9 protein-coding genes are annotated in these 12794 nt (G+C 69.7%); 4 read left to right on the top strand and 5 right to left on the bottom strand.

Features of this window, described 5'->3' with window-relative positions:
- The first annotated feature begins 237 nt into the window (after window positions 1-237).
- Window positions 238-2331 carry a HelD family protein gene (locus DDW44_RS28135; protein ID WP_386458609.1) on the top strand — a complete coding sequence of 698 codons (2094 nt, stop codon included), beginning with the start codon at window positions 238-240 and terminating at the stop codon, window positions 2329-2331.
- Between the two features lie 265 nt (window positions 2332-2596).
- The gene (locus DDW44_RS28130) at window positions 2597-5410 is read left to right on the top strand and encodes a helix-turn-helix transcriptional regulator (protein WP_108908227.1); all 2814 of its coding nucleotides are present in this window, start codon (window positions 2597-2599) and stop codon (window positions 5408-5410) included.
- On the opposite strand, the gene DDW44_RS28125 is transcribed toward DDW44_RS28130, so the two are convergent.
- Both DDW44_RS28125 and DDW44_RS28120 read right to left on the bottom strand, forming a co-directional pair.
- Window positions 5364-6599 (bottom strand): cytochrome P450 family protein, encoded by a 1236-nt coding sequence (locus DDW44_RS28125; RefSeq protein WP_108908226.1) that lies wholly within the window; start codon window positions 6597-6599, stop codon window positions 5364-5366. The genes DDW44_RS28130 and DDW44_RS28125 overlap by 47 nt on opposite strands.
- A 265-nt stretch (window positions 6600-6864) precedes the next feature.
- Window positions 6865-8358: an MFS transporter gene (locus DDW44_RS28120; protein ID WP_108908225.1), complete on the bottom strand. Its 1494-nt coding sequence runs from the start codon at window positions 8356-8358 to the stop codon at window positions 6865-6867.
- 149 nt (window positions 8359-8507) lie between these two features.
- On the opposite strand from DDW44_RS28120, the gene DDW44_RS28115 reads away from it, so the two are divergent.
- On the top strand, window positions 8508-9152 hold the full coding sequence (locus DDW44_RS28115) for a TetR family transcriptional regulator (RefSeq protein WP_108908224.1): 645 nt from the start codon (window positions 8508-8510) through the stop codon (window positions 9150-9152).
- A gap of 26 nt (window positions 9153-9178) precedes the next feature.
- Here the strand turns inward: DDW44_RS28115 and DDW44_RS32215 are convergent, their stop codons facing one another.
- Both DDW44_RS32215 and DDW44_RS33610 read right to left on the bottom strand, forming a co-directional pair.
- Window positions 9179-9355, bottom strand: a complete 177-nt coding sequence (locus tag DDW44_RS32215; RefSeq protein WP_167455458.1) for a hypothetical protein — start codon at window positions 9353-9355, stop codon at window positions 9179-9181.
- Window positions 9271-9633, bottom strand: a complete 363-nt coding sequence (locus DDW44_RS33610) for an FMN-binding negative transcriptional regulator (protein ID WP_167455541.1) — start codon at window positions 9631-9633, stop codon at window positions 9271-9273. Before DDW44_RS33610 ends, DDW44_RS32215 begins: the two co-directional genes overlap by 85 nt.
- A 148-nt stretch (window positions 9634-9781) precedes the next feature.
- On the opposite strand from DDW44_RS33610, the gene DDW44_RS28105 reads away from it, so the two are divergent.
- A protein-coding gene (locus DDW44_RS28105; protein ID WP_108908222.1) for an IS5 family transposase occupies window positions 9782-10611 on the top strand; the annotation gives its coding sequence in 2 pieces (ribosomal slippage) (window positions 9782-10099 and window positions 10102-10611; 828 coding nt in all).
- 479 nt (window positions 10612-11090) lie between these two features.
- On the opposite strand, the gene DDW44_RS28100 is transcribed toward DDW44_RS28105, so the two are convergent.
- A complete protein-coding gene (locus tag DDW44_RS28100) occupies window positions 11091-12203 on the bottom strand; it encodes a site-specific integrase (RefSeq protein WP_108908221.1) in 1113 nt (370 codons plus the stop codon).
- Window positions 12204-12794: the final 591 nt, after the last annotated feature.

Here is a 12794-nt window from a genome sequence, read left to right as displayed (position 1 = left end):
GGCAGCAGACCCACGGCATCTCCGGCCGCAGCCCGGTCCACACCGGCCGCGCGGAGCGCTGGTCGCGCCCAGCCGTACGCACCCGCTCCGAGCACTGCGCGTAGGCCGTCTTTATCCGGCCAGCAATAACACAACTCAGCCAGTCTATTAACCGGGTTCAGTTATGCTGGGACCCGGAATTCGCCGTTCGGCCTCGTCGGGCGGCGCGCAAGGCCGTCGCTTCGGAAAGGTCGATCGATGACGTCACACGTCCAGGACACGTACGGCACCCAGGAGGCCGTCGGACTCGACGACGAGCTGGCCCTGGAGCGTGCGTACGTCGCGGTGTGCCGCGAGGCGATGACCCGGCAGGTGGACGATGCCCAGTACCAGGTCGTCGCGGGCGAGGACGTGTCAGGTGACGGCGCGAGTGCCGAGGCGCTCGGCCGCTACCTGCGCACCCGCGCACGGCAGATGGCGGAGGAGCCCGACAGCCCGCTGTTCTTCGGCCGGCTCGACTTCGAGGACTCCGAGGAGGCGGGGGACCACCGGCGGCAGCGGTACTACATCGGCCGCAGGCGGGTCTCGGAACACCCGGCCGCACCGCCCCTGGTGATCGACTGGCGTGCGCCGGTCTCCCGCACCTACTACCAGGCGAGCGCCCTGGAGCCGCGCGGCGTCGCGGTGCGGCGGCGCTTCGGGTGGGCGCCGTGGAGCCACGGCGCTCCCGAGGACCTCACCGGATTTGAGGACGAGCACCTCGACCACGCCCGCGGCGACGACGGCGGCGACGCGGCGAGCGCGATCGTCGCCGCCGAGATCGAGCGGCCCCGCCTCGGCCCGATGCGCGACATCGTCGCCACCATCCAGCCGGAACAGGACAACCTGGTCCGCAGCGAGCTGAACGAGTCGGTCTGTGTGCAGGGCGCCCCGGGCAGCGGCAAGACCGCCGTCGGCCTGCACCGCGCCGCATATCTCCTCTACACGTTCCCCGAGCGGTTGCAGCGCAGCGGTCTGCTGATCATCGGCCCGAACCGCACCTTCCTGCGCTACATCTCCGAGGTGCTGCCGTCGCTGGGCGAGATCGACATCGCACAGCTGACGGTGGAGGACGTCGTCGCACGGCACCCAGTGCGGCGGGCGGACTCCGAGGACGTCAGCGTCCTGAAGCACAGCGACCGTATGGCCACCGTCCTTGAGCGCGCGCTGTACGCCCGGGTGAGGCACCCGGAGGAGTCCATCGCGGTCACCGACGGCTCGTACCGCTGGCGGGTGGACTCGTACGACCTGGCACGGGTCATCGACGAGGTGCGGGGCATGGGGGTGCCGTACGGGATCGGCCGCGAGCATGTGCGTTCGCGGGTGGTCACGCTGATCCAGCAGCAGGCCGAGCGGCGGGCCGGCCCGAAAAGCGTGACCTGGGCGCGCAAGATCGGCCGTTCGAAGCCGGTCGCCGCGCTGCTGGAGGCGGCGTGGCCGGTCGCGCGGCCGGAGGAGGTCGTGGCCACGCTGCTGAGCGATCCGGCGGTGATGGAGGCTGCGGCGGACGGGGTGTTCGACGCCGCCGAGCAGCGGGCCCTGCTGTGGGCGAAGCCTCCGCGGTCGGAGAAGAGCGCCACCTGGTCGGTCGAGGACATGCTGCTGCTCGACGAGGTCGCGGGGCTCATCGAACGCCCCGAGGGCTACGGCCATGTGGTCGTGGACGAGGCCCAGGACCTGTCGCCGATGCAGTGCCGGGCGATCGCCCGGCGCAGCGCGTTCGGCTCCATCACGGTGCTGGGCGACCTGGCCCAGGCGACGGCGCCGTGGTCGGCGCGGACCTGGCAGGAGCAGCTGACGCACCTGGGCAAGGCGCAGGCCACGGTCGTCCCGCTGACCACCGGCTTCCGTGTGCCCGCCGCGGTGATGGAGCTGGCCAACCGGCTGGTGGGCGCCCTGGGCGTGGACGTGCCGCCGGCCCGCTCCCTGCGCCACGACGGCGAGTTGACGGTCAGCGCCGTCGACGACCTGGCGTCCGCCACCGTGTCCGCCGTCCGCGCGGCCCTCGACCGCGAGGGGTCGGTCGCCGTCATCGCCGCCGACGACGCGGTCGCCGCCACCTCGGCGGCGCTGCGCCGGGCGGGCATCGAGACGGCGACGGCCGAGGAGGTCGGCACGGCCGCCCGGGTGACCGTGCTGCCCGCGACGGTCGTCAAGGGCCTGGAGTACGACCATGTCGTCGTGGTGGAGCCGGCCGCGATCGTCGAGTCCGAGCCGCGCGGACTGCACCGGCTGTACGTCGTGGTGACGCGTGCGGTGTCCCGTCTCGACGTCCTGCACGCCCGGCCGCTGCCGGAGCCGCTCGCCGCCTGAGGCGCGCACCGTCCGAGAACGGTCGAGACCTGTCCGAGAGGTGCGGCCCGGGGACTCCCCCGGGCCGCATTTTCTTTACGCCTCTTTGAAGAACCCGAAGGCGGAAAATTGCCCTGCCTTTCGAAGTTGGCCGAATTGCCGTTGCCGACGGTCGCACTTGCGCCAAATCCCTGTGGCGATGATCACTGAAGGCCCCGCAGACTGTCTGAAGTTGCAGGATGGCTGAAGACATACCGAAGCCTCGGCACCATAGGAGCACCTGCGGATGTCCATCGTCGGACGGGACATACAACTCACCCAATTGCATGACCTGCTGACCGCACGCGACCGCGGAGCGGGTCCGATCGCCCTGGTCAGTGGCCCTGTGGGGATCGGTAAGACCGCCCTCCTCCACGAATTCACCCAGAGCGCGGCGAAATCCGGTTCCCTCGTCCTGAGAGCGGCCTGTTCCCCGCGAGAGCGCGCCAACTCCTGGGGCGTGGTCCATCAACTCCTGTGGCGTACAGGGCGATTCAAAGGAGCTTCACAGCGTACGAGTGACACGCTCGCAGCCGTCAGCCGCAGCCTTGCGGCGGTCACCCGGGCGCCGGAAGGTGAACGCGACAAGGCCATGGACGAATTCTGCGCGGCCGTCATGGAATTGGCCGACGACCATCCCCTCGTCCTCGCCGTCGACGACATCCACGAGGCCGACCCCGAGTCGCTGGGCTGCCTCGGGCACCTCGCCCGCCGTATGGTCGCCTCCCGGGTCCTGGCGGTGTTCACCGACCGGCCGCAGGCCCTGCCCCCGTACGCCGCCGCCCGGGCCGAGTTCGCCCGGCAGCCCGGGTTCCATCAGCTGCGGGTCGGCCCGCTGACCGTCGGCGACATCCGGCTGCTGCTCACCGAGCGGCTGGGCGTGCCCGTCGACGAGGCTGGCGCCGCGGAGTTCCACGCGGCGAGCGGGGGCAGCCCGCTGCTGACGCGGGCGCTGGTCGAGGACACCTGCAACGCCCTGCAGGGCACGTACACGAGCGCGGCCGCGTTACGGCCGGTCGCCGGGGAGATGTTCGACTCCGCGGTGGTCGACTGCGTCCACCGGGTCAGCGCGCCCGCGGCCGATCTCGCCCGGCACCTGGCGGTGCTGGGGCCGGACGCGCTGTCGGTGCTGCTCGACCGCGACAGCACGAACCCGCCCACCCGGCACCTTCAGGAGCTGACCCAGGCCGGCCTGCTGGCGGGACCGGACTTCCGTCACCCGAGGATGCACACCGTGCTGGGAGGTGAGGTCTCCGCCGAGGAGCGGGCGCGGCTTCACGGGCGGGTCGCCGTACTGCTGCACGACAACGGCGCCCATCCGGCCACGGTGGCCGAACACATCGTGGCGGCGGGAGGTATCGCGGAATCCTGGGCTCCCCCACTGCTCCGGGAAGCCGCGATCGAGGCGCTCGCGCAGGACGAGTTCCCCAAGGCGATGCGGCTGTTCGATCTGGCCCACGCCATCTGCCCGGACGGGCCTCTGCGGGCGTCCATCCTGTTCCAGCACACCCTGTCCGCCTGGCAGGTCGACCCGGCCAAGGCCATGCGCCGGCTCCCGGAGCTGAAGGAGGCCCTCCAAGCCGGGCACCTCACGGCCCTGTCCGGCGCGATGTCCCTGATCAAGAATCTGGTCTGGCACGGCTACGTCGACGAGGCGGCGGAGATGCTGCAGCTGGTCGACCGGCAACTGGCCGACGAGCCGGACGAGCAGGGCCTTGCCGAGGCCCGCGCGCTGCAGCAGTGGCTGTCCGTGCTGTGCCCGCCGTTCCACCGGCGCATGTTCGGTGAGGTGACCCCCGACATCACCGAGGAGCTCACTCCTGCGGCCATCGCAGCGCAGCCGCGCCTTCAAGCAGCCGCCGCTCTGTCCGTCGTACTACGGGGCGGTGAGGCGGAGGAGGCAGTGGTCGGCGCCGCCCACGTATTGGAGATGTCCAGTCTGACGCCGACCCTGGAAACCATCCCGCTGGCGCTGATGACCCTGTTCTATGCCGACCGCACGGAACAGGTCGACGCGTGGTGCACCACGCTGCTGGACGCGGCCCGCGAGCGGAACATCGCACTGCTGTCCTCCCTACGGGCTGCGAACCTCATCCGGCAGGGCCGGCTGCTGGAGGCGGAGACCCACAGCGACCTGGCCCTGTCGCGGATGTCGTCGCAGGGCTGGGGGCTGAGCATCGCCCTACCGCTGGCGAGTTCGGTGTACGCGCTGACCGCCATGGGCCGGTATGACGAGGCGCGGGCCCGGCTCTGCCGCCCGGTGCCCAAGGCGGTCTTCCAGACCGTTTTCGGCCAGCACTACCTGTACTCCCGAGGCCAGTTCCATCTGGCTACCGGGCGTCTTCAGGCCGCCCTCGGAGATCTCCTGGCATGCGGCAAGGCCCTGGAGAGCTGGGGAGTGGGCGACACCACGCTTATCCCGTGGCGCACCGGGGTGGCTGAAGCCCGGCTGCGCCTGGGCGAGCCGGACCAGGCCGTCACTTACCTGCAGGAGGAACTGGCCCGGCACAAGAGCAGTCCCCGGGTGCACGGCAACGCCCTGCGCCTGCTGGCCTCGACGATGAAGCCCCGGCAGCGGCTGCAGGCGCTGCAGGAGGCCGTGGACGAACTCCAGGCCTCCGGCAGCGACTGGCTGCTGGCGCACGCCCTGGGTGATCTGGGCCGTGTCTACCATCTGCTCGGGCAGTCCAACCGGGCCCGGGTGATCGTCCGGCGTGCCTACCGGATGGCGAAGAAGTGCCATGCCGAGCCGCTCAGCCAGAACCTGCTGCCGGACGCGGAGCGGGCGGCCGAGGGACGGCGCTGCGCTGCCGGGCATGAGGTCTCGGAGCAGGTGCATGACGTGTTGTCCGAGGCCGAGCTGCGGGTGGCCGCCCTCGCGGCGGAGGGCCACACCAACCGGGAGATCGCCCGCCGGCTGTTCATCACGGTCAGCACGGTCGAGCAGCACATGACACGTGTCCTGCGCAAGCTCAACCTGTCCCGCCGTGACGAACTGCCGCAGGGCCTGGACACTATGGGCGGTTCAGCCGCACCGGCAGTGAGTGCAGCCCGCGGATGAGGGTGCTGGTGCGCCACCGCATGTCCTCGGGATCGACCGCGAGCCGCATGGCGGGGAAGGTGTCGAGCAGCACGCCGAACGCCACCTGCGCCTCCATCCTGGCCAGCGGCGCCCCGAGGCAGTAGTGGATGCCGTGCCCGAAGGCGACATGGCCGCCGGTGGGCCTGCGGACGTCCAGTGTGTGCGGATCCCCGAAGCGCTCGGGGTCCCGGTTGGCGGAGGCCAGTGCCAGCAGTACGAAGTCGCCAGCCGGGATCGCGGTGTCACCGATACGCAGGTCCTCGGTGGCGCAGCGGAAGGTGGCGTGTTTCAGCGGGCTCTCCAACCGCAGGAACTCCTCGACCGCGCCGGGCAGGAGGGAGCGGTCCTGGCGCAGCGCCTCCCACTGGTCCAGGTTCCGCATCAGGTGCAGCGTGCCGTTGCCGAGGGTGTTGACGGTGGTCTCGTGGCCCCCGATGAACAGCAGGAAGGCCATCGAAACCAGTTCGGTCTCGGTGAGCCGGTCGTCGACGTCACGGGCCGAGACCAGCGCGGCGAGCACATCGTCGGTGGGCGTACGGCGCTTGCGCTCGATGAGGTCGCCGAGGTACTCGATCATCGCGGTCGACGCGGCGGCGGTCGCCGCAGGCGAGTCGCCGGAGACGAGCGCCTTGGACCAGGACTTGAAGTTCTCCTGCTCCTCCAGCGGCACGCCCAGCAGCAGGCAGATCACCCGGATCGGCAGCGGGAACGCGAACGCGTCCAGCAGGTCCACCGGGTCCTCGTCCGGCAGGGCGGCGAGCAGTTCGCCGGTGATCTGCTCGATCTCCGGCCGGAGCTTTTCGATGGCGCGGCTGGTGAACGCCTTGTTCACCAGCTTGCGCAGCCGGGTGTGGTCCGGCGGGTCGGAGTGCAGCATGTGGGTGGCGAGGGCGGAGGAGAAGGCGCCACGCTTGTTGCGGTCCGGCTCGTTCTGCGCGAACAGCCGATCCGTCCGGTTGAGGTCGGTGCTCAGCCGGGGGTCCGCCAGCGCCGACCGCACCTCCTCGTAGCCGGTGATCAGCCAGACCGGTAGTCCGCCGCACACGGGGACCCCGGGAGGCATCATCACCCGGTGCGCCGAGCCTTCGGCGTTGAGCCGTGCGTACACGGAGTGCGGGTCCTGCATGAACGCGTCGTCGAGTTCCAGAGGGACTGAATCCTGAAGCATGGGCACATCCTCGAAAGTGAGGGCTCCGGGCCGTTCGCGGGTGGCGCTGAGCCTATGTACGCCTCTGGTGGCCGGGCCTGATCTGCGGCGAGATGAGGGGGTGTAGGGGCCTGATAGGGGCCGCCCGCCGGGTCCGTTCAGTGGGTTCCGGCGGGCGGCCGGAGCAGCCTCCGGGCCGGGGGAGGTCACCCGGCGACTGCTGGTCGGGCGCAGCCACCAGGCCGGGGGAGGTCGCCCGGCGGCTGCTGGTCCGGTGGGGGCGCGGTCAGTTGCTGGGCGCCAGGTCGCCTTCCGTGGCCCGCGCCTGCTCCGGGGGAGCCTGGGCGGGCTTGCGCAGGTCGATGGTGATCAGCAGGCCGGCGAGTACGGCGGCGAGGGCGGTGATGCCCGCGGCCCACAGGCTCGCGACGGCGTAGCCGTGGACGGTCGCCTCGATCACGGCCCGTTCAGCGCGGCCGCCGCCCGCGATCCGGTCGGCGGTCACGCTGGTGGCGATGGCGTTGAGCAGGGCCGTGCCGATGGAGCCGCCCAGCTGCTGAGAGGTGGAGACGAAGGCCGACACCACGCCCACCTCCTGCGGCGGCACGCGGTAGGTGGCGGCGCTGATGCACGGCGAGATCACCAGTCCGACACCGATGCCGAGCAGGATCTGGGTGGGCATCAGCGTCGAGGCGTAGGAGCTGTCGGGGGTGAGCCGGCCGAGGTTGAGCAGGCCCAGCATGGCGATGAGCAGGCCCGGCACGACCAGCAGGCGCAGCGGGACGCGGGGCACCAGCCGGGCGGCGATCTGGGTGGAGGTGAGCACCGTCGCCACGGTCGCCGGCAGGATCGCCAGGCCCGTGCGCAGCGGCGAGAAGTCCATCACCACCTGCAACTGGTAGGTGAGGATCAGGAACAGGCCGAACAGGCTGACCATGGCCAGGGCGATGGTCAGGCTCGCTCCCGCCCGGTTGCGGTCGGCGACCAGCCGCAGCGGGAGCAGCGGAGCCGGCCCCCTGGCCTGGGTGAGGCCGAACGCGGCGAGCAGGACCACGGCGGCCGCGAGGCAGCCGAGGACGCGGGGCGAGGTCCAGCTGTGGGTCGCCGCCTGGTCGAAGGCGTAGACGAGGGCGAGCATGCCGCACGCGGAGAGCACCGCGCCGGGGACGTCCACGCGCTGGCGGTTGGCGGGCATCGCCGGCAGCAGCAAGGCCCCGGCCACCACGGCCGCGCCGATCGGCACGTTGACGTAGAAGCACCAGCGCCAGTCGAGGTACTCGGTGATCACGCCGCCGCCCAGCAGGCCGATGGCGCCGCCGGCGCTGGCGACCGAGCTGAAGACACCGAACGCCTTGGCGCGTTCGCGCGGTTCGGTGAACGTGGTGGCGAGCATGGCCAGGGTCGAGGGCACGAGCAGCGCGGCGAACACGCCCTGCGCCGCGCGGGCGCCGACGAGCACCTCGGCGTTCGGCGCGGCGCCGCCGGCCACCGAGGCGACGGCGAAGCCGACGGCGCCGGCCACGAAGGCGCGCCTGCGGCCCACGAGATCGCCGACCCGTCCGCCGAGCAGCAGCAGGGCACCGAAGGCGAGGGTGTAGGCGGTGACCACCCACTGCCGGCTCGCGTCCGACATCCCGGTGTCCTGCTGGGCCCACGGGAGGGCGATGTTCACGATGGTCATGTCCAGCATGACCATCAGCTGAGCCAGGGCGATCACCCCCAGCCCCCACCACCGGTAGCGCACCGACCTCTCGGTGGAGGCCGCTGTTGCCTGTGCCATGTCCTGATGTCCTTCCCTCACCGCGGGCGGCGCTCAGTCCGGCCCGTCCGTCTTCCGCTGGCGGACACTAGAGCAGATTTCTTAACCAAGTCAATTCACAGACTAGGTCACCTGATTGCCCGGGTAAGGGGATGTGCTAGGATGGCCTGGTGAATGCGCCGATGGGCTTGCGGGAGCGCAAGAAACAGCGAACGCGAGAGACGATCTCCGACACGGCGATCACGCTCTTCCTTGAGCACGGGTTCGACCAGGTCTCGGTCGTCGACATCGCGGCCGTCGCCGAGGTCTCCAAACCCACGCTGTTCAAGTACTTCCCCACCAAGGAAGACCTGGTCGTCCACCGCTTCGCCGACCACCAGACGGTGAGCAGCACCGTCGTCGCGGAGCGGCCGCCCGGGGTGTCCGCGATCGACGCCCTGCACCAGCACTTCCTGAACGGGCTGGCGGCCCGGGACCCCATCACGGGGCTCAACGACGACGAGGACGTCCTCGCCTTCCACCACCTCGTGTACTCCACGCCGAGCCTGGTGGCACGCGTCAGCCAGTACCTGGCCCAGGCCGAGGAGGCGCTCGCCCAGGCCCTGGTCGACGCGCTGGACTCCGACCGCGAGATCACGGCCGCCCTGCTGGCCGGCCAGGTCATCGCCACCGAGCGCATCCTGGCGTCGGTGAACTGGCAGCGCATCGTCGCCGGCCGGTCCGCTGACGAGGTCTACCCCGAGGCGGTGGCCGACGCCGACCACGCCTACGCCCTGCTGCGCCAGGGCCTGGCGGGGGCAGCCGCCCAGAAGTGAAACCGCCGATGACGACGTACGCCGGATCAGCCGGCCGCGTCCGCCGGGTGATCCGGGCCATGGCCGGGCTCCTGCCTGGGCAGGTTGTTGTGCCGCTCGATGTAGTCGGCCAGCCGGTTCATGCTGTCCGTGCCGCGCTCCCGGAAGGCCCGTGCCTGGGAGGCCATGTCGGCCGGGGACTTGTTCTGGCCAAGCTTGTACACGCCGTCGATGTGCCCGATCGGGATCTCGAACCCTGGATGAGCCGCAGGTACTCGTCGAACAGCGCGCTCGCCCGGCGCGGCAGCGACCAGGGCTGCTTCGGTGCGAGCCGGCTCTCCTGGTCCTCGATCAGGTCGTCCAGCTGGCGCATGGTGCGCACCTCGTCCAGCAGCCGCGGCCGACCCGTGACGTGCACGGCCGCGTACGCCCAGGTCGGGAAGTGCGGCTGGGAGGCGTAGTGGTCGGGCGAGATGTAGGCGCTGGGGCCCAGGAACGCCACCACCACCTCGACGTGCAGGCCAGCGCCTCACAGATCGGGTTGCCCCGCGAGAGATGCCCGCGCAGCTTGCCGTAGGGCTAGCGCGCGTCTCTTTGATGGGTTGGTCAGTTGATCGGATGTGTCTGTCCGATTAGTGATCAGTGATGCGATGTGGGACCGGATCGAGCCGCTGATGCCGGCCGATCCGGTCCGCGGACGGCGGTGGGACGACCACCGCCGCACACTCGAGGCCATCGCGTGGAAGTACCGCACCAACTCGCCCTGGCGGGACCTGCCCGACGAGCTCGGCTCATTTCAGACCGCTCACAAGCGGCTGATCAGATGGGCCGTCGACGGCACCTGGGAGATGATCCTCGCCGCCGTCCTGGCGGCGGCGGACGCCGACGACGACATCGACTGGACGGTGTCGGTGGACTCCACGGTCGTCCGGGCCCACCAGCACGCCGCCGGAGCACTCAAAAGGGGGCGGCTCACTGCGGCGAGCCCGCCGATCACGCGCTCGGACGCTCCCGCAGCGGGCTGAGCACCAAGGTCCACCTGGCCGCGGACGGCCGCGGACGGCCCCTCGCCTTCACCGTCACCGCAGGCCAGGCAGGTGACGCGCCCGCCTTCGAGACGGTGATGTCCCGCATCCGCGTGCCCCGCACCGGCCCGGGCAGGCCCCGGACCCGGCCCCTGGCCGTTCTCGCCGACCGCGCGTATTCTTCCCGTGCCATCCGCGCCCACCTGCGGCGCCGGGGCATCCGTGCGGTCATCCCGCAACCGTCCGACCAAGTCGGCCACCGCCTGCGGCGAGGCCGACTCGGTGGCCGTCCGCCCGGCTTCGGCAACGAGGCATACAAGCAGCGGAACAGCGTCGAGCGGTGCATCAACCGTCTCAAGCAGTGGCGCGGCCTGGCCACACGAACCGACAAGCTCGCGATCGCCTACCAGGCCGCACTCCACCTCGCGGGCATCCTCATCTGGACCCGACGCTGACCAAAGAGACAGAACCTAGTCGATCCGGCCATTCCCGCTCCTGCGCTCACACGATCCGGTCGCGCTGGAAGGGGCGCGCTCCCCTCGTACGGACGGATGAGCGGATGTGTTCGCAAATCAGGCACACGAAAGAGCCACAGTCACACGGACCGCACGAGTCACCGACCGCGTCGTGCGCGCCAGCGCGTTCGATCACACGGCGAAGCCGCACCGGAGTGCTCCGGTGCGGCTTCGCCGTCTCACTGATCCGCGCAGAGATCCCGCCAGGACGGACCTCGAGGGGAGCCTCTCCGTATCACCCGCGTATCACACAGCCATCACCAACTGGGCAGACGTTCCCGGACCAAGTGGCTCTGCCCTGCAATTCCATGCCCGCGTTGGACCGGCATAGACGCCCCTGAAGGGTCTCTACAACCTGTGCCATGTGGTGCCGCTGCAGCCCAAACCGGAGGGCAGCCCCGACAGGCTTTGCTGCGGCCTCAGGCCGCGTCCCACAGGCCGGCGTCCAGGATGCGGGCGGCCTTGGTGATGCTCCCCGGCATCAGATGCCGGTAGGTGCGGTACGTCTCCTCGATCGACTTGTGGCCCATCCATTCCGCCACGTCGGTGATCGGTATCCCGTTCCCGAGCGCGTTCGAGGCGAAGTAGTGCCGGAAGCCGTACATGCCGACACCGTCCTTTGCAGGCAGATCCTTGAAGAGCTTCTGCACGCGGCGGCGTTCCATCGGCTCGGTGTAGTAGCCGCTCGGACCGCGCAGCAGATAGCCCTCCTTCGTGGTGCCACGCTTCTCCTCGTACCGCTCCATCGCCTCCCGCACCGAGCGCGGCAGAGGAACCTCCCGGAACTCCCCCGCCCTGCGATGCTTCAGCTTCGCCAGCCTGTGCGTGTTGGAATGGATCTGCTCATGCACCCGGTAGACGTCATCCGCCACAACGTTGTTGACGTTCACTGCCCGGGCTTCCCCGTTCCGCAAGCCGCAGCCCACCATCATGACGATCTCAAGCGCGAGATGTTCGTCAGCTGCTGCCAGTGCCTTCTTCACGTAGGCGAGGGATGGGATGACCACCTTTTCGCGGCCGTATTCCGGTTCCTGGACGCCCCTCACAGGGTCGTCCGCCATGGCACCCTTGCCATACGCGTCCCGGAGGATCGCCTTGAGGACGCGGAAGATGTTCATCTGGTTTCCGCGCCCCACCCCGTCCGTCTCCAACTCGTCCAGGAAGCGCTCGACCACAATGGGCGTAACCGAGTTCAGTTTCCGCGACCCGAGACGCGGAATGATGTGCACGTTGATGGAGCTGTCCACGTGACATCCCGTCGAGTACTCCGTCATCTTGCGCTGACGAGGACGCCATTGCTTCGCGTATTCCACGATCGTCTGCTGACCGAGTTCGCGGCGAACCTCGGCGACGGATGGTGCCGTTGTCTTCTTCTCCGCGTAAATCTGCGTGAGACGCTCGATCGCATCGTCCTGCGTGTCGTAGCCGGCTTCTTCACGTTGCTTGCCGAGAGCGTCCCGGAACCGAATCGTGTACGGGTGCGGGCAGCGGGTCGGCCTGGAACAACCGCACTCCTTGAAGAACGACCCCATCCCATGAGCGAGCTGTCGAGCCACGCATCAAGCCTTCCGAGCAGGGCTCCGGGCGGCACAGCAGGCCCCCGCCACAGGAGCAGGTCAGTAAGCCGGACACCGACCGACCCGATGCTGACCGTTTGCTGACCTGGAGGCCACGATCAGGGACCTGACCTGCGAAAATACCCAAACGCTAGATTTTGGACTTGAACAGAGTACGCAGCACTTTGGACTCCTGGAAGACGGCTCCCTGCCAGCTTTCTGCAGGTCAAGGGCGGTCTTCACTCTACACGGGCACGCCGGGGTCGATGATTGTGAGGAACATCGCTTCTCAGCGGGGATAGCGCTCCCTGCCTGGGCTTCCGCGCCGACCAGGCTGTTGTGACGCCATCGACCATGCGCCTGCCGGACAGCCGTATCAGGCTGTTCGGGAACTGATGCTGACGAGATGCTGACTTACCTGACGCCACATCAGGTGCATGCGGGTCACAGGACGACTCGCTGACCGGGAGCACGCACTGCAGCCCGAGAGCTCCGCGAGGAGCTCACACAGCCAGCGTCAGGCGCACGGCCTTCGTGTCGTACCAGTAGATTTCCGCAATCTTCACT

The sequence above is a fragment of the Streptomyces tirandamycinicus genome (assembly GCF_003097515.1).
Classification (GTDB): domain Bacteria; phylum Actinomycetota; class Actinomycetes; order Streptomycetales; family Streptomycetaceae; genus Streptomyces; species Streptomyces tirandamycinicus.
The sequence above is the reverse complement of the archived record's forward strand: the minus strand, read 5'-3'. Positions and strand labels throughout refer to the sequence as shown.